Source organism: Kribbella qitaiheensis (assembly GCF_014217565.1).
Lineage (GTDB): Bacteria > Actinomycetota > Actinomycetes > Propionibacteriales > Kribbellaceae > Kribbella > Kribbella qitaiheensis_A.
Map to the genome: position 1 here is coordinate 1014896 of NZ_CP043661.1, position 20130 is coordinate 1035025.

Genomic DNA, 20130 nt, shown 5'->3' on the forward strand with positions numbered 1-20130 from the left:
TCGGATCGGCCTACCCGCGTGCCGAACTCGCCTGCCTCCGGCGTCAGCAGGCGTCGAGCATCGACTGGAGCGCGGTCTTCTCGGCCGACTGGAGGGAGAGCTTGTAGGTGTACTTCACCGAGATCCAGTAGCGGGCGTAGATGCAGTGGATCGAGACGTTCGTCGGCTGCCAGGAGGCCGGGTCCCGGTCGCCCTTGGAGCGGTTGCTCGACGCGGAGACCGCGATCAGCTGCGAGATGGTGAGGTTGTTCGCGAACTCTTCCCGCTTGGCGGTGGTCCAGGTGCTCGCACCTGACTTCCACGCCTCGGCCAACGGCACGATGTGGTCGATGTCCACGTCGGAACTGTCGGTGATGACGACACCGTCGTACACGCTGGTCCACTTGCCGGCCGTCGGTTGGCAGGCGCTGTCGACCGTGACGCCGGTCCCGTCGCGTTTCAGTACTTCTTCCCTGGTGTCACAGGTGCCGGACACGTTGTGCCAGTGCGGGAACTTGTCGCGGCTGTAGCCGGTGGTGGTTCCTTCTGTCTTCACGGTCAGGGTCGCCAACTCGGTCGCCGCGGTACTGGCTGACGGCGGCGTTGGTGGCGAAGCCACTGCTGGAGCGGCGATGACGACCGTCGCCGTGACAGTGGCGGCGGTGGTAAGGCATGCGAGTAGACGACGCATCTTCAGGCCTCCGAGGTTTGGGCGGTGCCCCCCTGACGAGCTGCGTTGCCCAACCCTTCCCCGCTACGAGGCCCCCGGAAACCACTTACCGGTGAATGCCTGATGAAGGTCAGTCGTGTTCCACCACGGTCAGCGTCCAGCCGGCGCCGGTACGGTCGAGTTCGGCGTTCCAGAGCTCCGAGATCAGCTTGTGGAGTGCTCGCGGCGTTCCCGGATCCTTGCCCGACTCCAGCAGATGCCGGGCCACCAACCCACGAGTGTGCTTCGCGTTGTGCGACACCACCGACCGCACTCCCCCGCGTTCACGCACCACCGACACAGCGACCCACTTGGCAGCCTGCTCGCCGCTGGGACGCCAGGCCGCGGCGTACGTCGACGAGCGGCAATCGACGATCACCGAGTTCGCGGCTGCCGCGTCGAGCGAAGCCGCGAGCGGATCCCGCCAGACCGACGCGAGCGGCCCGAGCCCGGGCAACGTCGTACCCATCGACAGCCTGTACGGCGGTACGCGGTCCGCCATCCGCAGAGCACCCCAGGCCGCCGACACCACCAGCAGGCGAGCACCCGCGCGACGCTTCGACCCAGGCGACAAGGTGGAGTAGCCGAGAGCGTCGTACAGGACACCGGAGTACAGCTCGGAGACCGGTACTGCGGGCTCGGTCCGCCACCGGGTGTTCCGCTCGACCTCCTGCTGCAGCGACGGGCCAACACCCAGTACGCCGTACGCGTCGCTCGAGGAACTCACCTTGGCGAGCGAGTCGAGCACGGTTTCGCGCACCTCGTTGAGCTCCGGGAACGACAGCGTCGGCAGGTCGACCGACTTGCCGCGAGAGCGGCCCGTCTTGCCTTCGGACGGCGGCAGCAGGATCAGGGTCACGTCAGCTCGTCCAAGGCCGCCAGGTCCGCAGGAGTCGGACTCCACAGACCGGCGGCGACGTTCTGTTCGATCTGCTCCGGACTCGTGGCGCCGGCGATCACCGAGGCGACCGCCGGCTGAGCGGCGAGACCGCCGATGGCGACGTCGATGAGGGTGAGGTCACGCTCGGCCGCGAAGGTCTCCAGCGCCTCGATCCGGTCGAAGTCGGCCGAGCTCAGCCGGTCCGGCTGCGTCGCCAGCCGGCTGCCTTCAGGGGCTGCCTCGCCACGCTTGTATTTGCCGGTGAGCAGGCCTGAGGAGAGCGGGAAGAACGGCAGTACGCCGATGCCGAGATGCTCGCAGGCGGGGATCAGCTCGTCCTCGACGTCGCGCTCCAGCAGCGAGTACCGGTTCTGCGCGCTGATGAAGTGCTCCGACCCGGACGTGCGCGCCGCCCAGTCGGCGTCGACGACCTGCCAGCCGGCGAACTGCGAGCTGCCGATGTACCGAACCTTGCCCTCAGCAACGAGCTCGGAGAGCGCGGCCAGCGTCTCCTCGATCGGCGTCACCGGGTCGGGGAAGTGCAGCTGGTAGAGGTCGATCCAGTCGGTCCCGAGCCGGCGCAGGCTCGACTCGACCGCCTTGCGGATGTAGCGGCGGGAACCGCGCACACCCCAGTCCGGGCCGTTCTCGCCGTGCATGTCGCCACCGAACTTGGTTGCGATGACCACATCGGCGCGACGCTTTCCGAGTGCCTGGCCGAGCAGCTCCTCGCTGGTGCCGTGCTCACTGCCGAGGCCGTAGATGTCGGCGGTGTCGAAGAGGGTGATGCCCGCGTCCACTGCCGCGTTCACCACCGCGGCCGCCCGGTCCGCGCCCAGCCTGCGGCCGAGGTTGTTGCAACCCAGTCCGACCACACTGACGGTCAGACCGGAATCGCCCAGCTGCCGGTACTCCATGTCGGTCATGAGCAAACCTTATCGAGGTGCATCGGCAGGTCATGGAGAGGTCGTCACCGAGTCCTGTTCGGGTCAGTGTCACCAAGTTCGGGGACCGCATAGAGTGCAGGACATGCCGAGCCTTACCGTCGACGGCGCCCGTACCCGGGCCGCCTCGCTCACCGTCCACTCGTACGACGTCGATCTCGACCTGACCCGCGGAGACCGCACCTTCGGCTCCACCACCAGGATCGTGTTCTCGGCCACCAGCCAGTCCAGTTTCCTGGACGTCAAACCCGATGAACTGACGTCGGTGACGCTGAACGGCGAGGCAGTCGACGTGGCCGGGCTGAGTGACGGACGGCTCGCACTGACCGGCCTGATCGCGGAGAACGAACTCGTCGTCGTCGCCTCGATGCTCTACTCCAACGACGGCGAGGGCCTGCACCGCAGCGTCGACGCCGCGGACGGTCTCACCTACCTCTACGCGATGTCTTTCCTCGACGCCGCCCCCCGGATCTACGCCTGCTTCGACCAGCCCGACCTGAAGGCGCCGTACAAGGTCAAGGTGACCGCGCCGCCGGAGTGGATCGTGCTCGGCAACGGTGCCGCCACCCAGGTCTCCCCAGGCCGGTGGGAACTGGCCGAGACCAAGCCGCTGTCGACGTACTTCGTGACGCTGGTCGCTGGGCCGTACCACCAGATCCTCGACTCCCACGACGGCATCCCGCTCGGGCTGGTGTCACGGCAGTCCCTCGGGGAGGCGCTGGACCGCGAGGCCGAGGACCTCTTCACCGTTACCAAGCAGGCCTTCGACGAGTTCCACCGGCTGTTCGGCTACCGGTACCCGTTCGGTGAGTACCACCAGGCCTTCGTGCCGGAGTTCAACGCCGGCGCGATGGAGAACCCGGGCTGCGTGACGTTCCGCGACGCGATGGTGTTCCGCTCGGCGGTGACGGACGGCGAGCGCAGCAGCCGCGCCCGAACGGTCGTCCACGAGATGGCGCACCAGTGGTTCGGCGACACCGTCACCATGCAGTGGTGGAACGACCTGTGGCTGAACGAGTCGTTCGCGGAGTACATGGCCCACCGGGTCTCGACCGCCGCGACGAAGTACACCGACAACTGGATCGACTTCGCCTTCATCCGCAAGTGGTGGGGCTTGCAGGCCGACCAGCGCTCGTCGACGCACCCGGTCGCGGCCGACGCGGTCAAGGACGCGCTCGCGTCGCTGGACGACTTCGACGGCATCTCGTACGCGAAGGGCGCCGCCGTGCTGAAGCAGCTCGCGGCCTACCTGGGTGACGACGTCTTCCTGGCCGGCGTTCGCGCGCACATCAACGCCAACGAGTTCGGCAACGCGACCTTCGCCGACCTGGTCGAGAAGTGGACCGAGGCCGGCGCGGTCGGCCTCGAGGCCTGGGCCCAGAACTGGCTCCGTACTCCGGGCGTCGACACCATCAGCGCCGAGCGGACCGCGACCGGGGTGAAGCTGCGCCGGATCGCACCGGCCGCCAGTCCCGCGAACCGCCCGCACAAGCTGACCGTCGGCGGCTACGACGAGAACGGCCGAGGCATCTCGGTGCCGGTGCTGCTGGACGCCGATGAGGTCGAGGTCGAGCTGGACCCGTCGATCGCCGTGATCGTGCCCGACGCGGCCGACGACACCTGGGCCAAGATCCGGCTCGACGCCGACAGCCTCGGCCGACTGACCGCGGTCATGCCCAAGATCGAGGACGGCGTGACCCGGGCGGTCATCCTGAACAGTCTCCGTGACGCGATCGCGGACGCCGAGCTCGACCCGCGACTCGGCTTCGACGTTGTGCTCGCGGCGCTCCCCCAAGAGGACAGCGACATCGCTGTCACAACGATGGTCAACTGGGCGCTGTTCCGGCTGCTGGGCGGCTACCTCCCGTACGGGCCGCACCGTGGACAGCTGGCCGAGGTCCTCGCGGCTCGGGTCGGGTCGACTCCCGCCGGGAGCAGCCTGCAGCTCTCCGTGGTCCGCGGCCTGGTGCGGGTCTCGGCCGACGCGGACCAGCTGAAGGGCTGGCTCGCGGGCACCGGCGTACCGGACGGTCTTGCCGTGGACGCCGAGCTGCGCTGGGACGTCACGCAGCAGCTGGCCCGGCTCGGTGCGATCGGCGACGCGGAGATCGACGCCGAGCTCGAGCGCGACCACTCCTCCGAAGGACAGGTGCACGCCACCGAGTGCCGGGCAGCCCTCCCGACGCCCGAGGCGAAGGAACGCGCCTGGGAGCTGATCGCGACCGACGCGGACGTGGCCAACTACGACCTGTACGCCGCCAGCACGGGCTTCTGGCACCCGAGTCAGGCCGACGTCACCGCGCCGTACGTCGAGCGGTACTTCGCCGAGATCGCCGGGACCGAGAAGCTTCGCTCCGGCTGGGTCGTCGCCCGCAGCGCCGGCCTGGCGTTCCCGCGGTACGCGATCGAGGAGCGGGTGGTCCGGCTGGCCGAGGACCTGGCAGCGGACGAGTCGGTGGCGGCCGGCATCCGGCGGGCCGTCGGCGACGAAGCGGACGACCTCAAGCGCGCGCTTGCCGTCCGGTTGGCGTACCCGTTCGACTGACCGCGGTGTCACGGTCACCCGGGGTTGTGGCTAGTGTGACTGGTGTGACGACAGGGGCCCTTCTGAGCAGGCAAGATAGGGCTTTGTGACATAACCTCCACAATGACCGGCGGGCACGGCGCGCCGGTCTTGGTGGAGGCGTACGTATCGGGAGAGACTGTCAAGAACCGCACAGGAGAACACAGGCAATGCGCGAGGCGAGGCTCGTTGGGCTGAGCCAGGATGGCAAGACGCTCATCCTGGCCGTGGCCGAGACGGGTGAGGAGTTCGCCGTACCGGTCGACGACCGGTTGCGTGCGGCCCTGCGCGGCGACCGTGCCCGACTCGGCCAGCTGGAGATTCAAATGGAGAGCGCGCTCCGCCCACGAGACATCCAGGCTCGGATCCGAGCCGGTGAAAGTCCCGAGGCGGTCGCCGCCGTCGCGCAGATGCCGATGGAACGGGTGATGGCTTTCGCCGGCCCGGTCCTGGCCGAGCGCGATCACGTCGCGAGCCTTGCCCAGCGCGCCTCCGTCCGGCGCCGTGGTGGCGGCGACGCCCCGACCCGCAACCTCGGCGCCTGGGTGACCGAACGACTACGGATCCGCGGCGTCGACCCGGCCTCGGCCGAGTGGGACGCCTGGCGTCGCGACGACGGCCGCTGGGCCGTCCGCGTCTCGTACTTCGTCGACCCGAGCGCGGATGACCCGGGCGACGAGAAGATCGCGATGTTCGCCTACGACGCGCCTGGACGGTATGCAGTCCCGGACGACGACGAGGCTCGCTGGCTGGTCGGCGAGCAGGCCCAGGTGATCGCGCCGCAGCCGACTTCCGAGCGACGGCTGACCGCGGTCGCCGACTTCGACCTGAGCATCGCGCCGGACCACGGCGCCGACAGCTACGAGGCCGGCTTCGAGGACACCATCAGCCTCCCCCGCGGCCGGGCACACCAGTCGGACCGGGACGCCAACCGCGACACCGGCCGGGGATTCGGCAGGGATCACGCTCCCGACTACGGACACGAGCCCGGCCGTGAGTTCAACCGTGGCCCCGGTCGGGACGCCGGCCGCGACGTCGCGCGAGATGGATCGCGTGATAGTTCGCGTGGCTCCGGGATGCCCGGTGAAGACGACCGCGGTCCGCGACGAGTGCACTCGGTGCCGAGCCAGGACGAAGAGCCGACACTGATCAACGTCCCGATCGAGCAGCCGCCAAGCGTGCGCCCCGCAGTACGGGCAGTCGAGCGCCCGACACAACCGCCGCTCGAGACCGCCCCGCCGGCCCCGCTGGAAGAGCGCGCAGCCGCCCCCGAAAACCGCTTCACCGAACGCCGAATCGCACCAGCGACACCGCCCACCCCAGAGCGCCCAACCTCAGCCCCTCAACAGCGCCAGACATCGCAACCTCCGGCCCAGGAGCGTTCCACTCAGGAGCGTCCGACGCAGGAGCGTTCGGCCCAGCAAGCTCCCGCCCAGGGGCGTCCAGCCCAGGAGCGTTCAGCTCAGCAAACTCCGGCTCACGAGCGTTCCAACGAGGAGCGTTCGACCCAGGGTCGTTCAGTTCAGGGTCGTTCAGTTCAGGAGCAGCAGGCCGAGGAACGTCCGGCTGATTCGGCTGCCGAAGAGCGCCGGTCCGCACCGCGTCCGGCCGATCCCCGGCCAGCACGCCCCGGCGACCCACGGCAGGCACGACCTGGCGACCCCCGCGAGATGGCAGCGAGGGCAGCCGGAGCAGCCCCCGCCCAGCCCGACGAGGCGCGCCCCGAGGAGCCCCGTCCAACTGAGCCTGCACCTGTCGCGGCCCAGACCGACCAGCCCGCCGAGGCCGAACCGAAGAAGAAGCCCGCCAAGCGCGCCTCGAAGCGAGCCAGCGTCCCAAGCTGGGACGAAATCATGTTCGGCAAAAAAGCCGACTAAAGGCAGGTTGATCAGCTGAGCTGATCAAGGAACTTGTGCAGTCCGAAGAGCCCGGCGAAACCCGCGCCGGGCTGGTCGAACTGTCTGCAGGTGCTCCTGCTTGAACTACCTGACAAGGCACACTCGCGTGGGTTAGGTGAGGCGGGTGGCGAGGATGCAGAACTCGTTGCCTTCTGGGTCGGTGAGGGTGACCCAGCTGACGTCACCCTGGCCGACGTCGGCGTGGTGGGCACCTAGGTCCAAGACGCGGCTGACCTCTTCGGACTGGTCTCTGTCGGTTGGGTTGAGGTCGAGGTGCAGCCTGTTCTTGATGGTCTTGCCCTCGGGCACGTGAGCGAAGGCCAACGTCGGCGGCACCGGCCCGGGGCGGGTTCTGCCCTCGGGCGCCAGCGGGGAACGAATGGAGACGTAGTCCTCGTCCTCTTCCTCCACCTCGTAGTCGAGGACCGCACACCAGAACCGGGCCAGAGCACCAGGATCGGCACAGTCGATCGCAAGCTCGGTGAACTTGCTGGCCATGTCAGCACCTCCCAATCTGCACCGGAACCCAAACGCTATCCGCCCCGACGCGAGCCAGGCGAGCCAATTCAGATTGACCGTGATCAGCACGGATGACCGTGTGGCAGGAGGACGGTGTCGGTCGCCTGGTTGACCAGGCCGCGCCGGTGTCTGCTGGAACAAGCCGGGGTTTGCTGGAACAAGCCGGGATTGGGATGTCTGCGGGCCGAACAGGCAGCGGCTCGCTGGCCCCGCAGTACTGGATCGGCGCGGATTTCGCGGATCGCGTGCAGGTGGTGCTGGGACAAAGCGATCGCCGTCGGGGCAGCGCGATGGCTGGTGCGGACGGGTGTCTCAGATGGCGGGCGGTGTTTGGATGGTTGCGGAGGGGTCTGCCATGATCTTCCGCATGCGTATCTCGCTGTGTTGCTGTTGTTGTCGCTGACGCGCGCCGTCTGAGGCGCGCGAGGCCCTGCCCTTTCCCCAGGCCCGCCCGCCGACACCAGCACCCACAGGATCTCTTCTTCATGAATCTCCAGGCTTTCGCTGATCTCCTCGCGTCCAACGGACTCCGCCTGCTGCCAGGCTCGGTCGCGGTACCGGTCGACGTGCTCGTGCAGTTGCCGGACGCGACGATCGTCCGCTTCGCCGCCCGCGGTACGACGCTCCGGCTGCGGCACTACGCCCCCGAGGCGCTCACCTCGGTCGTGATCGCAGCCGAGTGCGGCTGCGGTGACCATCACCCGCAGACCGGACCCAACCGCGTCACCCTCAGCGCGTACGCCGTTCCGCTAGCCGAACGCGTCCTCGACGGCGAACTCCTCTTCGGCTGGACCCGCCACGAGGCCGGCTCCCTGCGCCTCGCCGACGCAGCCGCCCACTTCTTCACCCTCCTCCCCACCAGCCGCACTCTCGTCGGCGTCGCCTGAGCAGTTCCCCGGCCGGGACGGCACGCCTGGCTCAAGCCGACAACTGTGTGTGGACCAGCGGCTTCGCCCGGCTCTCCTACGGGCAGGCCCGCGCTGCTGGATGAGCACACCGCGGTGCGCGGGGCCGGCACCGGATCGGCCTGCCTGCCTGCACGAGTAGGGGCTTGATACTGGTGGGCTGTCGTAGCCGTCCAGCTGATTCGCCGCAACAACGCCACCGGCGAGCTCGCCTACTACCGCTGCTGGTCACCGGCACCGCTGCCGCTGCGTGAACTGGTCCGCGTCGCCGGCCGCCGCTGGACGGTCGAGGAATCGTTCCAGGCGAGCAAGCCCCTCACCGGGCTCGACCAGCACCAGGTCCGCCGCTGGGACAGCTGGCACCGCTGGACCATCCTCGCGATGCTCGCCTACGCCTTCCTCACCGCGACCGAACGAGCCGAAACCACTACACCACCAGACCTGATTGCACTGACCTGCAACGAGATCCACCGCCTGTTCAACACACTCATCGTCGAGCCGATACAAGACCTGCGACACCGGCTGCACTGGTCGACCAGGAGACGCCGACACCAACACCGCGCCCGAACCAGCCACTACCAGCGCCGACAAGCCACCCCGACCAAAGATCACGAACTACGGCTGCCGTACTAACCCGGCGCATTGAGGAGTGGAGACGGCCGCGATCTCGACGAACACCACCGGACGCTTGGAAGGTGTGCTGCCGGGCTGTCAAAGGAGCAGTCGGGCCGTCGCCTTGGCGGTTTGGGCGGCGTGGCGGTCGTGGTCGAGGTGGGCAGCGGTCACGGCGCCGTCGATGAGCTGGACGAGCGCGGCGGCCAGAGCGGGCTCCGCGCGAGCCTCGAGGAGGCTGGGAAACAGGCCCTGGAGCCAGGCGCGGTGGTAGGCAATGGTCTGCCGGATGCCTTCGTGGTGAGGGTATTCGGCGGCGGCGTTGATGAAGGGGCAGCCTCGGTAGTGCGGCGCCGACAGTTGTTCGTGGAACACGTCGAACACTGCCAGGGCTCGATCTGTGGGGTCTTCGGCGCTGGAGCGGGCTGCGGCTTCGACGTGGGCCCGCCAGGTGTCGGTGCGGCGTCGTAGGTAGGCCTCGACAAGGTCCTCCTTGGTGCGGTAATGCACGTACATCGTGGATTTCGACACGCCGCTGTCGGCGATCACCCGGTCGATGCCCACCGCCCGGATGCCTTCGGCGTAGAACAGCAAGTCGGCCGTGTCCAGTAGACGTTCCCAGACCGGCGGTACCCCTGTCTTCCTCATGTTCCCCAGTATCGAACGAACAGTTCTGTTTGACAACTCTGGACAGCGGGATCTACGGTCCCATCAATCGAACGAACAGTTCTGTTCGCTCTGTCCGAGAGGTGACCTTTGATGACCCGTGTGAACCTGATCGACCCAGCTACTGCAACCGGAGCAGCCGCCGACCAATTGGCGGCGACGAAGCAGACCATGGGCGTGGTCCCCAACATGGCCAAGGCCCTGGCGAACAGCCCCGCCTCGCTCCGGGGATTCCTCGGCCTGTTCGGTGCGCTGAAGGAAGGCGTGCTGCGTGCCGCAGACCAGGAACGGATCGCGCTCGCGGTGGCGGAGTTGAACGGCTGCTCCTACTGCCTGTCGGCGCACACCATGGTGTCCCGCAACGTGGCGAAGCTCCCGGAAGAGGAGATCGACGCCGCCCGGCGTGGCGAGAGCGCCGACCCGAAGTCCGCAGCGATTCTACGCCTGACCGTGGCCATCACCCAGGATCGCGGCCACGTCAGCGAGGACGACTTCGCCCACGCCCGCAGTGCGGGCCTCAGCGACGAGGAGATAATCGAGGTCGTCGCGAACGTCGTCCGCAACATCTTCACCAACTACGTCAACGAGGCCCTCGCCGTCGACATTGAATGGCCCCTCGTCACTCCCTACGCACGTACTGCTGTGTAAACCGCTCCTGGACGGTTGCCTCCGGCCCGATCCCGTCTGCAGGCGGCGCTCTTGGCTACGTGCAAAGATGACCCTCGTCTACCCATCACCCGAGTCGCGAACTATCTAAGGGTTGTTGAGAAGCGATCGTTTTCAACACCCCTGCAGCTTGAAGGGTCGATGTCGATCTCCCCGGAGTCGAGGTACCGTAGAACGCTGTCACCAGCGGCGAACAGCCGTGCGCCTTACCTGGGGCTGATGTTGTTGAGGCCGGTGAGCGCGCGGACTGCTGCGAATCCGTCGTCGGTCCCGGGCCAGTGTTGCTGTACTGCGGGTAGTCCGGCACGGCGTACGAGCTGCGCAGTACTGCGGCCACGATAATCGCGTGGTCGGCGTAGCCGAGGCCGGGAACGAAGTCGGGGTCAGGTCGAACAGCGTCGCGAGGTAGGCCGGAGTAGCGCGATCCGACGGGCCGCCCGGACAGGATCCAGAACCGGGCGCTTGTCGTTTGGGTCCGCGTGCCCGTTGATCATGCGGCAAGGTCCGTTGACCGGGCAGTTCGCGGGCGATCCATCATCGGGGAACGTTGTGCCGCGCGGTTGCACCCCGGTGAATCGCGAGGGGGTCCCTTCAGCGGGCAGCGGCAGAGTTGTCAACGACAGGAGTCCGTTGTTGACATTGCTTCACGACCGTTAGCAGGATGGGGTTTGGCGTCGGCCGACGCCCAGCCTCTGAGGACCTGCCCCAGCGGGGTCGTTGAGATGGCGAAGGGGAATCCGCCCTCAAGGTCAACTGTTCGTGTCCAGGCCTGTATCGAGTGTCGCGTCGCTGGGGGGCGAGGACATGTCGAGAAGGCTTGTCATGACCAAACAGGGCAGTTTCAAACGCGCCGTCCGCGAACGGGCACGCGAGACCGGGCAGCGGTACACCCAAGCACTCGCCGATCTGGAACAGATCAACAGATCGCCGTTCGCGCGTACCCGCCCGTTCGAACACTTCGACCTCAAGACCCACCTTGAGACGCGGTACGGAATTCAGATCAGCTCGCTGGCCAACTCCGTCGTCGGATCGGCGGCACTCACCGAACCACCGCCGGCACAACGACAATGAAGCGGATGTATCTCCACCCAACGACCGCCAACCGGACGCATGCAGACCGCACGAGCGGTCTGGCTTCAAACTCCTTCGTAAGTCGGGACCAACCCGCTACTACGTCAAGGAACTCACCAGCATCGACACCCTCTAAGACCGGCCCGATATCTCAGAGCCCGGTCGCCTGCCGTGGCCTCGGCGCCTGCTACCGGAGGCGCTCGTCGAGGTCGATGAGTGGCTCGAGGGATACCGCATCCTGTGGAAGAGCCGCCTCTCCGCGTTGCACACGGAGATCGTACGAGGAAAGAAGGAACGCGAGTGAAGACCATCGGGACCAGGCGAGCGCTCGACGAGAGCCGTGGCACGGTACGCGTCGAGGACGTCTACGACACCGACATCGACGACCTGTGGCAGGCGTGTACTACGCCGCAGCGACTCGCGCGCTGGATCGCCCGGGTGTCCGGCGAACTGCACGAAGGCGGCACGATCCATGCCGTCTTCACGAGCACCTGGAGCGGACCCGCCAGGATCGAGGTGTGCGAGGCGCCGCACCACTTGCTGCTCACGACGGAGCCGGGTGGCGAGGAGGAGTCCCAGCTCGAGGCCTGGCTCACGGTAGAAGGATCGCGGACCAAGCTCGTGGTCGAGCAACGCGGCCTACCGGTCGGCTCACTGCACTTCCACGGAGCCGGCTGGCAGGCCCACCTCGAGGACCTCGCCCGCTCACTGACGATCGACGGTCCAGTACACCCCGACGGCTGGTCGGCCCGGACCCCGGCCCCAACCTGGAAAGACCGCTGGACCGAACTCATATCCGACTACCAGAACTCGCCGCCCAGCTGATGTCCGACCACATCAGGCTCGACGGCGTCACGGTGAACGCACCCGACGCGCTCGCCCTCGCGGAGTTCTACGCCGAGATCACCGGCGGCGCCTGCCCGCCAACAGGATGATGCTCCGCGCCTCTCACAAATGACCAGATGCGAGAGTTCTGCGAGACGCCTTGGAGTGATCAACGTTCTCGCAGGTCGCCGTTCGCAGAAATCCTCTCAAAACCCGGACTGTCCGGCCGGCCGGCAGCAGACCCAACCGGTGACGTGAGGTGAAGCTGGCCAGCGCCACCCGGTACGGGTCAGCTCATTGGTCACGATGGTGGGGCCAGGAAAGAGCAACCCGCATCGGAACCAGGGCGGGCGGTAACCCCGCCCGCGTCGGCTCGCTAACGCCGCTGGCGGCTCGGTGCTGCTCAAGCCCCGAGTACCGCCACTCCCCCGTGACCCACCTCGGCGAGCAGGACACGTCGCTGCTGATGCTCAGCGCCTGTGGCTCCTGCATGCGTGGAGGTGGTGGCCCCAGGCGAGGAGTGCAGAAGCGTCCTCCGCCCAGACGGCGGTGCCTGTCACCTCCGGACCTAATTGGATCCGGTCGAGGAACTCGAACCAGGCTTCGCTTCGCCACTGTTCGGCGCGCTCACTGTCACGGAACTGGAAGCCCCGCCACGTCGACTGGTGAGGGGGGTAACCCGGTTCTGGGGGAGGCGGGTAGGGGCACGGGACAGCGTCAATGCCGTCCTTCGACAGAGCTTGCAGTACTTGCCTCGCCACCATTTCCCGGTGGCCGGTTGCCTCCCCCCACTGACGGGTCCGATCGTCGTAGTAGGGCTCTGCGAAGACCTGCAGCTCGGGCGTCCGGGCCTCCACTTGCTGCCAGACCGCCTCACTCCACGGTCCCAGCCCCACCGAGGCGCGCAGGATGTGCCGCATCCGCTGTCCACTGGCCTCGTTGATCGTCTCGGCCAGCACCTCCCAAGGAATGTCGCGTTGGTGCCGGTCTCCGATCCGCACACCGATCCGCAGCGTCGGCCCTCGGCGTAGCAACCGCAACTCGAACTGTCGGAATTCGCCTTCTCCGCCGCACCAGGCAAACTCTGCGGCGGTCACGTCGGCCAAGGGGTACCGCGCGGTCCGCGAACGGGGAAGCGGGTTGAGCCGGCGGGTGACGCTGATCGTCACGCCGTCGAAAGTCACACGGACCCAGCGGGTGTGCGCCTGCAGCGGTGGCGGGCTCAACAGCGGACGGGCAGTCATCAAGCCTCCTTTTCCGTTGACCGGAGGCCCCTACGAAATACGGTTCAGCTCCGTCAGGTTCGCCCTTACCAGCCTGGTCAGAGGGTGCTTCCTGCCCAGGACCCTACGGCAGTCGACGAGGGTCTGCTCGAACAGCGCGGCGGCTGCGTCCCGGTCTCCCGCCTCGTGGTATGCGTCAGCGAGACCGTTGCGAGTGTTCAACGTGTCGGCATGGTACGGGCCCAGCACCCGCACCCGGGCGGTCAAGGTCTGCTCGAACAGCGCGGCAGCCCGCTCCCAATCCCCCAGCCCACATCACGGCATTGGCCAGGTTGTTACGGGTGCTCAGCGTGTCCAGATGGTCCCCGCCCTGCGTCCGCACCTGAACGGACAGAATCTGCTCGAAGAGTGGAACTGCACGCGCCGGATCACCAGCCTCCACATAGGCGACAGCGAGAGCGTTGCGGCCCGCCAGGTCCTCCAAGTCGATGTCAGCCGCCCGATTGATGTTCCGGCCAACCCAAGCGGCCATCCTCCAACGTGGGGTCATACCCACCATCATCGACTGCCGAGTCGGACCCTGTCACGGCTCGGCAAGGCGGCCCGGCAACTCCCCAGCCACACCGCCGAAAGCCCTCACCTCAGCACCACTGCAGAAATGGGTACTGAGATAACGCCGACCTGCGAAGTCGGCGCGCAGGTGACGGCAACGCCCGGATCGGATAGCGTTTTCCAGAATTGGACGAACTAGACGAAAGGGCAAGATGTCTGACTCGACGAACAACCACCAGGTCGCGATCGTGGGCTGCGGGATCATCGGCCGCACCCACGCCGAAACCATCGCCGCCCGGCCGGATGCAACCGTGACCGCGCTGGTCGACGGTGATCCGGCCGCGCGGGAGGCGCTGGCGACCTGGCTCAAAGAGACCGGTCAGCCGGAGCCGAAAACGTACGACGACCTGACGGCCGCTCTGTCGGGATCAGACATCTCGCTCGTCGCCATCTGCACGCCGAGCGGTACCCACGCCGCGCTCGCCGAGCAGGCACTCGGCGAGGAGAAGCACGTCGTCATCGAGAAGCCACTCGACGTCGACCTCATCCGCGCCCGCCGCCTAGGCGCCGCGGCCACCAGGGCGGCGAACCACGGTGTCGTCTCGTCGGTGATCAGCCAGCACCGCTTCGACCCTGGAAGTGCCCGCATCGCCCAGGCCATCCAGGCCGGGCCGGTTCGGCCAGCTGACCTCGGCAGTCGCCTCCGTCGCCTGGTGGCGAAGCGACGAGTACTACGCGTCCGCCGGCTGGCGTGGCACCTGGGAACAGGACGGCGGCGGCGCACTGATGAACCAGGGCGTCCATACCGTCGACCTGCTGCTGTGGTTCATGGGCCGGCCGGTGAACATCCAGGCCCAGGCGATCCGCGCGGCCCACCACGCAATCGAGGTCGAGGACACCGTGGTCGCCACCCTGACCTTCGAGTCCGGCGCGGTCGCCACCCTGCATGCGACGACCGCCGCGTTCCCGGGCGGCCGGACCCGCGTCTCGGTGCACGGAACCGAAGGCGGCGCAGAGCTCGAGGACGACGAACTGCGCCGCTTCAACGTCGACGGCTCCACCGACGAGGTAACGGTCGACGCGGAGCAGCCGGGCGGCCACGTCGCACAGTACGAGGACATTTTCGATGCCATCGGCAACGGCAAGCAGCCGGGCATCACCGTCCACGACGCCATCGACGCGCTCGCCACAGTGCGCGCGGTCTACGTCGCCTCGACGTTGCAGCGGCCGGTCAAGTTCGTCGATGTCCTCGAAGGCCGCTACGACGACGTGGAGGTCAGCAGAGGTATCGGTCTGCCGCCGAGCTGAGGCTCAGACCTCGCCCGGCTCGCGCTTGTTGAGAATGCGCTGGTAGAGGTTGTGGTCTCGCCACGCACCGTTGATATGCAGGTAGTCGGGGGCGAACCCGAACTGGGTGAAGCCGTTCTTCTGCAGGACACGCTGGGAGGCCTCATTGTCGACCAGGGTGCTGGCCGCGATCCGGTGCAGGAGGAGTTCGGTGTCGGCGAGTTCGCAGACCGCGGCGACACCGGCCGAGGCCAGACCCCGGCCGACCTCGGCGGCATCCACCCAGTAGCCGAGATCGGCATTGCGCCACGGTCCGCGCACGATGTTCGACAGCGTCATCGCGCCGATCACCCGGTCCTCGGTGGCCAGCACCCACGGCACCATCAGGTCGTTGTCGAGCGCGTTCTGGAACCGCGTGGCCTGGAAGGCCGGCTCGTACCACTCGTCCGTACGCGCCGGCTCCCACGGGCGTAGTTGCTCACGGCATCTGTACTGCGCGGCGCAGAAGGACTCGGCGTCGGAAGGTCGCACCAGCCGGAGTTCGACATCGGCGGTGAGCTGGCGGGTCAGGTTCATTTCGGTAGCCTACGAGCCTGGCTCGAGCCGCCGACGCGGGGTGTGAAGGCGTCGTGGAAGATCGTCGAGGCGGCGCCCACCGCGGCCGCGTCGGCCTGCAGCATCGACTCCTCCACCGCGACCGTCCGGGTGCCTTTCGCGATCGGGTGCGAATTCACCGCCCGGTCGATTTCGGAAAGGAACACCCCGGCGATTTCCTTTTCGAACGCCGGGCCGCCGAGAACGATCAGATCGATATCGAGTAGATCCACCAGCCCGACCGCACCCTGCGCAATGACCGATGCCACTTGGGTGACCGCCTTCTCGGCGGCCGGATCACCGGCGGCGGCGGCTTTGCACACCGCCTTGTACGTTTCGCCTCGTCGGTCGCGTTCGGATCGGTCTCGACATATCCGAATCCTTCGGCAATTACCGGCAGCGAGGCCGTCGGGTTGCATTCGGCCATCATCCGCGGGCCGCCCTGCGTGTCCCACTCGCCCATTTTCAGGGCACACAGCTGACCGAACTCGCCCGCGTTGGCTCTCAGGCCGCGGTAGATCGAGCCGTTCAGGATCAGTCCGCTGCCGACGCCGGTGCCCAGGTAGAGATAGGCGAAGTCGCAGGCCCGCGCGGACCGGCCGATCCAACGCTCACCGATCGCCGCCGCCGTGCCGTCCTTCTCCACCAGCACGGGATGGTTGAACCGGTGCTGCAGCAGCTGGCGGATCTCCAGACCGCGCCAGGCCGGCTGCAACGGCAGGTCCAAGAAGGTGCCGTCGGCATTGATCGGGCCCGGCACAGCCACCCCGACACCGAGCATCGAGGCCGCATCCACCTGACTGATGCTGAGCGCGGCCGTGACGGTCGCCGAGGCCAGATCCACCAGCCTGCTCGCGTCCAGATCGGCCGCCAGGTCGACGGTCTCGCGCCGCACGATCGCGTTCCTGGGCCTCCTCGACCAGCAGGCCCTGTTGCAGCAGCACGCGCAGGATCCGCGAGACCGACTGCTGGGTCAGCCCGGTCCGGCGGGAGATCTCGGTCCGGCTGATGATGCCCGCCAGCCGGATCGTCTCGATGATCACGGCCTCGTTGAAGGAGCCCAGGTCGTACTGGTTCGCACCGCTTCGCGTCTGCTCGTCGAGCACCGCGGAGTCATTGTCGGACGTGACCATCGCCCACCTCCTCGTCGCCAACTTTCCCCGTTGAAAAAACGCCCCTGGCAGCCCCCACGGCTAGCCGAGACGGTAACCTGCGGCGCTTGCGAGCGAGCGGACGTATTCGAGGTTCGCCGACGTCCTTTCGGCCGGCGGAACCAGGGTGGAGAAATCCTCCGGGGTGACCCAGCCGTCGTAGCCGACCGAGAACAGTGCCCGGAACAATTCCGCCAGGTTCGCGCGGCCCTCGCGCAAGGGCACCCATTTCGGCTCCCAGCGCAGCGTTCCGTCGCTATCCACTCCGGCCAGATGAAACGCGCAGTTCTTCACGTGCACGTGAGCCAGGTATTCACCGAGCAGGTCGAGTCCGTGGGCCGGCTCCTCCCAGCCCTCGATCACCAGGTTGCCGATGTCGTGGATCACCCCGACGTACGCTGGATCCAGTCCTTCGAGCAACCGCCGGGCCGCCGACGCGCTCGGCGTCATCGACCCGAAATGCAACTCCACCAACGCCCGTACGCCGTGGTGGCGGGCACGGTCCTCGACCCATTCCCAATGCTCCCGGTAGGCCGCGAAAGCCTCGCGATAAGTCTGGCCGGGTGCAACGTCCAGACCGGCGATCCGGACCTTGTCCGGCTCCGAGCGCGGCGGTTGCGGCCAGCAACCGATCGGTGTCCACCCGCTCGGTGGGCGGCACGTAGCCGCCGAGCGCGGAGAACTCGAGCCCTGCCTCTTTGGTGAGGAGGCGGATCGCGTCGAGGTTCTCTTCGAGTCCGGTCAGCGGCCAGGTCGACCGGTTACCCGCCCAGAACCCGGGAGTGCCGGTGGCCGACTCCACGTGATCGGTGATCCGCCACTCGATCCCGTCCCAACCTTGCGCGGCGAGGATCTCACGGTTTCCTCGGGAGTCCACTCCGGGGTCGAGTCGGTGAAGACGGCGAATTTCATGGCGCTTCCAGGGCACCATCGATGCGCCGGACACCGGCGGCCCACTCGTCGTGACCGGACAGTTCCGCGGGATAACGTGCGGCCGCCTCCAGGTCGATGTCGATCCCCCAGCCGGGCGCCTCGTTCGGCGTCAGCCAGCCGTCGACGATCCGGAGCGTGCCCGGGAACACCTCGTGCGTCGCCTCGTTGTAGATGTGGCCTTCTTGGATGCCGAAGGCAACCGAGCTGACGTCGAGCGCCACGTTGGCGGCGGCCCCGATCGGCGAGGTGTCCCCCGGACCGTGCCACGCCGTACGGACGCCGCACAGCTCGGCCAGGTCGGCGACCTTGCGCGCCGGGGTGAGACCGCCGATGTCGGAGATGTGCGAGCGGATGAAGTCGACGCCACCGTCGCGAACCAGCCGAACGGCGTCACCCATCGAGGTGGTCAGCTCACCGACGGCCAACGGCACCGGCGAAGCCGCCCGTACTTCGGGCAACCGGTCCCAGTGCTCAGGTGCCAGCACGTCCTCGAGGAAGAACAGCCGGTACGGCTCGAGCGATCGGGCCAGCAGGACGGCTTCCTTGGGCGTCAGGCGCGAGTGGACGTCGTGGAGCAACTCGACGTTGTCCGGCAACGACTGCCGGGCCGCCGCGAACAGGTCCGGCGTAGTACGGAGGTAGTCGCGTGCCGACCAGCCGTTGCGGTACGGCGCTTCCGGGTACAGCGTGGCCAGCCGAGGCGCGCCGTACCCACCACCACCGGGCGTCGACACCTGCAGCCGGATGTGACGCCAGCCCTGCGCGACGAAGTCCTTCGCCTGCTCGAGGGTCTGGTCGATGGTGATGCCACCGGCATGGATGTAGGTGTCGGCAGCGGCGCGCACCTTGCCGCCCAGCAGTTCGTGGACCGGCATGCCGGCCCGCTTACCGGCGATGTCCCACAACGCCTCGTCGATCCCGGAGATCGCGTTGTTGGTCACCGGGCCGCCACGCCAGTAGCCGGAGAAGCCGGCCAGCCGGACCAGGTCGCCGATATCGCCCGGGTACCGGCCGACCAGCAACCGGGCCAGGTGCTCGTCGACGAACGTCTTCACCGCCTTCCAGCGTTGCGTGAAGGTCGCACACCCCAGGCCGTACAGCCCGGGCTCGGTGGTGTCGATCTTCACCACCACGAGCGGAATGCCTTGCGGTGCGGTGACGATCGCCTGCACGGACCGGATCCGGATGTCATCGCGGACCGGCCAGGGCTGGGCGAAGGTGGCGGGCGTCTCCTGCGGCATCAAATCTCCAGTCGCTCGGTCGGAAGGTCGAACTGGTGCCGGGCCTTGAACCCGAGCACGGTTCTCGCGGCGGTCAGGTCGAGTGCCACCTCGCGCCCGACGAGTCGCCGCAACCGCGGCACCCCCGGCGCGAACGCATCCAGTAGCGCCTCGGTCTCGTACGGCGCGTTGGTGGTGTCGGCCGCGACCAGGAACTGGTGCGCCCCCGACAACGAGGCGGTCAGCCCCAGCTCGATCGCGTACGCCGCGTCGCGGGTGTCCAGGTAGGCCCAGCCTTCCCGGACCCCATTGCCTGGGTTCTCCCGATAGGCGTCCACCTGCTGCCGCAGTACGTCGGCCGAGTTGGTGTGCGGGAACCGGAACGACACCACGTCGATCCCCCAGTGCCGCCAGGCCATCCTGGCGGTGTTCTCGTCGTTCTGTTTCGACAGCGAGTACCAGTCGCCGATGTCGGCCGGCACGTTCTCGTCGATCGGGTAGTACGCGGGCCGTACTTCGTGCGGGTTGTACGGCCCGCCGTACGCGTTGATGCTGCTCGCGATGACCGCGCGATCGATACCGAGGGCACCGGCCTGGGCGAGCACGTTGAAGGTGGACACCGTGTTGATCGTGTAGACCTCGTACGGCGTACCGGAGCCCGGGGACGGCAGGGCGGCGAGATGCACCACCAGTTCCACGTCGGCCAGCGCCGTCGCGACGTCCTCCTCCGACCGGGTGTCGCCCACAATCACCCGGTCGGCCTTGAGGTCCGGCGCTGCCACGTTCGTCAACGCCGTCACCAGCGCACCGAGCTCGACCAGATGGGTGGTCGTCGCCGAACCGATCCGACCGGCCGCCCCCGTCACCAGCACCCGGCGTCTCGCCAATGGGGAAGTCAACCTTTTATGCCTCCTGACATTCCGACACCCCTGA

23 protein-coding genes and 3 pseudogenes are annotated in these 20130 nt (G+C 67.6%); 11 read left to right on the forward strand and 15 right to left on the reverse strand.

What is annotated here, in order from left to right; translation table 11 throughout:
* Positions 1-43 precede the first annotated feature (43 nt).
* The 3 genes from F1D05_RS04430 to F1D05_RS04440 form a co-directional block, all read right to left on the reverse strand.
* Positions 44-670: an HNH endonuclease family protein gene (locus F1D05_RS04430; RefSeq protein WP_185446131.1), complete on the reverse strand. Its 627-nt coding sequence runs from the start codon at positions 668-670 to the stop codon at positions 44-46.
* Positions 671-779: 109 nt separating this feature from the next.
* Entirely contained in the window at positions 780-1547 is a 768-nt protein-coding gene (locus F1D05_RS04435) for a YaaA family protein (protein WP_185446132.1), read from the reverse strand.
* Positions 1544-2494 carry an aldo/keto reductase gene (locus tag F1D05_RS04440; protein WP_185446133.1) on the reverse strand — a complete coding sequence of 317 codons (951 nt, stop codon included), beginning with the start codon at positions 2492-2494 and terminating at the stop codon, positions 1544-1546. The genes F1D05_RS04435 and F1D05_RS04440 overlap by 4 nt, the downstream gene beginning before the upstream one ends.
* A 103-nt stretch (positions 2495-2597) precedes the next feature.
* On the opposite strand from F1D05_RS04440, the gene pepN reads away from it, so the two are divergent.
* Both pepN and sepH read left to right on the forward strand, forming a co-directional pair.
* Positions 2598-5057 carry an aminopeptidase N gene (pepN, locus tag F1D05_RS04445; RefSeq protein ID WP_185446134.1) on the forward strand — a complete coding sequence of 820 codons (2460 nt, stop codon included), beginning with the start codon at positions 2598-2600 and terminating at the stop codon, positions 5055-5057.
* 188 nt (positions 5058-5245) lie between these two features.
* Positions 5246-6952 (forward strand): septation protein SepH, encoded by a 1707-nt coding sequence (gene sepH, locus F1D05_RS04450; RefSeq protein WP_185446135.1) that lies wholly within the window; start codon positions 5246-5248, stop codon positions 6950-6952.
* Between the two features lie 132 nt (positions 6953-7084).
* Here sepH and F1D05_RS04455 read toward each other — a convergent pair whose 3' ends face one another.
* Complete coding sequence (locus F1D05_RS04455; RefSeq protein ID WP_185446136.1) at positions 7085-7471, reverse strand: VOC family protein; 387 nt, start codon at positions 7469-7471, stop codon at positions 7085-7087.
* A gap of 506 nt (positions 7472-7977) precedes the next feature.
* Here F1D05_RS04455 and F1D05_RS04460 point away from each other — a divergent pair.
* Both F1D05_RS04460 and F1D05_RS39715 read left to right on the forward strand, forming a co-directional pair.
* Positions 7978-8379: a hypothetical protein gene (locus tag F1D05_RS04460; RefSeq protein ID WP_185446137.1), complete on the forward strand. Its 402-nt coding sequence runs from the start codon at positions 7978-7980 to the stop codon at positions 8377-8379.
* A gap of 195 nt (positions 8380-8574) precedes the next feature.
* Positions 8575-9030: pseudogene (locus F1D05_RS39715) on the forward strand (IS701 family transposase); the annotation flags it as partial.
* A gap of 78 nt (positions 9031-9108) precedes the next feature.
* Here the strand turns inward: F1D05_RS39715 and F1D05_RS04470 are convergent.
* Positions 9109-9657 carry a TetR/AcrR family transcriptional regulator gene (locus F1D05_RS04470; protein ID WP_185446139.1) on the reverse strand — a complete coding sequence of 183 codons (549 nt, stop codon included), beginning with the start codon at positions 9655-9657 and terminating at the stop codon, positions 9109-9111.
* Positions 9658-9768: 111 nt separating this feature from the next.
* Here F1D05_RS04470 and F1D05_RS04475 point away from each other — a divergent pair, with 111 nt between their 5' ends.
* The 3 genes from F1D05_RS04475 to F1D05_RS04485 all read left to right on the forward strand — a co-directional run bounded on the left by F1D05_RS04475 (position 9769) and on the right by F1D05_RS04485 (position 12237).
* Positions 9769-10323, forward strand: a complete 555-nt coding sequence (locus F1D05_RS04475) for a carboxymuconolactone decarboxylase family protein (RefSeq protein WP_185446140.1) — start codon at positions 9769-9771, stop codon at positions 10321-10323.
* An 840-nt stretch (positions 10324-11163) separates the two neighbouring features.
* Positions 11164-11412: a hypothetical protein gene (locus F1D05_RS04480; RefSeq protein ID WP_206686075.1), complete on the forward strand. Its 249-nt coding sequence runs from the start codon at positions 11164-11166 to the stop codon at positions 11410-11412.
* 300 nt (positions 11413-11712) lie between these two features.
* Positions 11713-12237: an SRPBCC domain-containing protein gene (locus F1D05_RS04485; RefSeq protein WP_185446141.1), complete on the forward strand. Its 525-nt coding sequence runs from the start codon at positions 11713-11715 to the stop codon at positions 12235-12237.
* Positions 12238-12707: 470 nt separating this feature from the next.
* Here the strand turns inward: F1D05_RS04485 and F1D05_RS04495 are convergent, their stop codons facing one another.
* From F1D05_RS04495 to F1D05_RS42815, 3 genes are read right to left on the reverse strand one after another with little or no spacing between them, the layout of a single operon-like run.
* Positions 12708-13481 carry a hypothetical protein gene (locus F1D05_RS04495; protein WP_185446142.1) on the reverse strand — a complete coding sequence of 258 codons (774 nt, stop codon included), beginning with the start codon at positions 13479-13481 and terminating at the stop codon, positions 12708-12710.
* A 30-nt stretch (positions 13482-13511) separates the two neighbouring features.
* Positions 13512-13769, reverse strand: coding sequence for a tetratricopeptide repeat protein (locus F1D05_RS42810; RefSeq protein ID WP_185448987.1), 258 nt, complete (start codon positions 13767-13769; stop codon positions 13512-13514).
* Positions 13657-13902, reverse strand: a complete 246-nt coding sequence (locus F1D05_RS42815; protein WP_428995021.1) for a tetratricopeptide repeat protein — start codon at positions 13900-13902, stop codon at positions 13657-13659. The genes F1D05_RS42810 and F1D05_RS42815 overlap by 113 nt, the downstream gene beginning before the upstream one ends.
* Here F1D05_RS42815 and F1D05_RS39720 point away from each other — a divergent pair.
* The 3 genes and pseudogenes from F1D05_RS39720 to F1D05_RS39730 all read left to right on the forward strand — a co-directional run bounded on the left by F1D05_RS39720 (position 13819) and on the right by F1D05_RS39730 (position 15320).
* Positions 13819-14211: a hypothetical protein gene (locus F1D05_RS39720; RefSeq protein ID WP_246486423.1), complete on the forward strand. Its 393-nt coding sequence runs from the start codon at positions 13819-13821 to the stop codon at positions 14209-14211. The two genes, F1D05_RS42815 and F1D05_RS39720, sit on opposite strands and share 84 nt — an antisense overlap.
* Before the next feature lie 13 nt (positions 14212-14224).
* A pseudogene (locus F1D05_RS39725) lies at positions 14225-14539 on the forward strand (Gfo/Idh/MocA family protein); the annotation flags it as partial.
* Between the two features lie 112 nt (positions 14540-14651).
* A complete protein-coding gene (locus tag F1D05_RS39730) occupies positions 14652-15320 on the forward strand; it encodes a Gfo/Idh/MocA family protein (protein WP_246486424.1) in 669 nt (222 codons plus the stop codon).
* A gap of 3 nt (positions 15321-15323) precedes the next feature.
* On the opposite strand, the gene F1D05_RS04515 is transcribed toward F1D05_RS39730, so the two are convergent.
* The 4 genes and pseudogenes from F1D05_RS04515 to F1D05_RS39735 all read right to left on the reverse strand — a co-directional run.
* Positions 15324-15875 (reverse strand): GNAT family N-acetyltransferase, encoded by a 552-nt coding sequence (locus F1D05_RS04515; RefSeq protein ID WP_185446144.1) that lies wholly within the window; start codon positions 15873-15875, stop codon positions 15324-15326.
* A complete protein-coding gene (locus tag F1D05_RS41795; protein WP_281388908.1) occupies positions 15872-16216 on the reverse strand; it encodes an ROK family protein in 345 nt (114 codons plus the stop codon). The genes F1D05_RS04515 and F1D05_RS41795 overlap by 4 nt, the downstream gene beginning before the upstream one ends.
* On the reverse strand, positions 16102-16788 hold the full coding sequence (locus F1D05_RS41800) for an ROK family protein (protein ID WP_281388909.1): 687 nt from the start codon (positions 16786-16788) through the stop codon (positions 16102-16104). The genes F1D05_RS41795 and F1D05_RS41800 overlap by 115 nt, the downstream gene beginning before the upstream one ends.
* A 52-nt stretch (positions 16789-16840) precedes the next feature.
* Positions 16841-16936, reverse strand: a pseudogene (locus F1D05_RS39735) (hypothetical protein); the annotation flags it as partial.
* Between F1D05_RS39735 and F1D05_RS42820 the strand changes: the two are divergent.
* Complete coding sequence (locus F1D05_RS42820) at positions 16902-17060, forward strand: hypothetical protein (protein WP_246486987.1); 159 nt, start codon at positions 16902-16904, stop codon at positions 17058-17060. The pseudogene F1D05_RS39735 and the gene F1D05_RS42820 overlap by 35 nt on opposite strands.
* Before the next feature lie 26 nt (positions 17061-17086).
* Here F1D05_RS42820 and F1D05_RS04525 read toward each other — a convergent pair whose 3' ends face one another.
* From F1D05_RS04525 to F1D05_RS04535, 3 genes are all read right to left on the reverse strand, one after another.
* Positions 17087-17677, reverse strand: coding sequence for a TIM barrel protein (locus F1D05_RS04525; protein ID WP_206686306.1), 591 nt, complete (start codon positions 17675-17677; stop codon positions 17087-17089).
* A gap of 275 nt (positions 17678-17952) precedes the next feature.
* Complete coding sequence (locus F1D05_RS04530; protein ID WP_185446145.1) at positions 17953-19218, reverse strand: enolase C-terminal domain-like protein; 1266 nt, start codon at positions 19216-19218, stop codon at positions 17953-17955.
* Entirely contained in the window at positions 19218-20096 is an 879-nt protein-coding gene (locus tag F1D05_RS04535; RefSeq protein ID WP_246486425.1) for an NAD-dependent epimerase/dehydratase family protein, read from the reverse strand. The genes F1D05_RS04530 and F1D05_RS04535 overlap by 1 nt, the downstream gene beginning before the upstream one ends.
* Positions 20097-20130 lie beyond the last annotated feature (34 nt).

Excerpts from the sequence above, each read along its gene's own strand:
- F1D05_RS04460 (WP_185446137.1), top strand. The coding sequence starts at position 7,978 with ATGAATCTCCAGGCTTTCGCTGATCTCCTCGCGTCCAACGGACTCCGC.
- F1D05_RS04430 (WP_185446131.1), bottom strand. The coding sequence starts at position 670 with ATGCGTCGTCTACTCGCATGCCTTACCACCGCCGCCACTGTCACGGCG.
- F1D05_RS42820 (WP_246486987.1), top strand. The coding sequence starts at position 16,902 with ATGATGCCCGCCAGCCGGATCGTCTCGATGATCACGGCCTCGTTGAAG.
- F1D05_RS04530 (WP_185446145.1), bottom strand. The coding sequence starts at position 19,218 with ATGCCGCAGGAGACGCCCGCCACCTTCGCCCAGCCCTGGCCGGTCCGC.
- F1D05_RS04515 (WP_185446144.1), bottom strand. The coding sequence starts at position 15,875 with ATGAACCTGACCCGCCAGCTCACCGCCGATGTCGAACTCCGGCTGGTG.
- F1D05_RS04480 (WP_206686075.1), top strand. The coding sequence starts at position 11,164 with ATGACCAAACAGGGCAGTTTCAAACGCGCCGTCCGCGAACGGGCACGC.
- F1D05_RS04475 (WP_185446140.1), top strand. The coding sequence starts at position 9,769 with ATGACCCGTGTGAACCTGATCGACCCAGCTACTGCAACCGGAGCAGCC.
- F1D05_RS39720 (WP_246486423.1), top strand. The coding sequence starts at position 13,819 with ATGGTCCCCGCCCTGCGTCCGCACCTGAACGGACAGAATCTGCTCGAA.
- F1D05_RS04470 (WP_185446139.1), bottom strand. The coding sequence starts at position 9,657 with ATGAGGAAGACAGGGGTACCGCCGGTCTGGGAACGTCTACTGGACACG.
- pepN (WP_185446134.1), top strand. The coding sequence starts at position 2,598 with ATGCCGAGCCTTACCGTCGACGGCGCCCGTACCCGGGCCGCCTCGCTC.
- F1D05_RS04455 (WP_185446136.1), bottom strand. The coding sequence starts at position 7,471 with ATGGCCAGCAAGTTCACCGAGCTTGCGATCGACTGTGCCGATCCTGGT.
- sepH (WP_185446135.1), top strand. The coding sequence starts at position 5,246 with ATGCGCGAGGCGAGGCTCGTTGGGCTGAGCCAGGATGGCAAGACGCTC.
- F1D05_RS04440 (WP_185446133.1), bottom strand. The coding sequence starts at position 2,494 with ATGACCGACATGGAGTACCGGCAGCTGGGCGATTCCGGTCTGACCGTC.
- F1D05_RS04495 (WP_185446142.1), bottom strand. The coding sequence starts at position 13,481 with ATGACTGCCCGTCCGCTGTTGAGCCCGCCACCGCTGCAGGCGCACACC.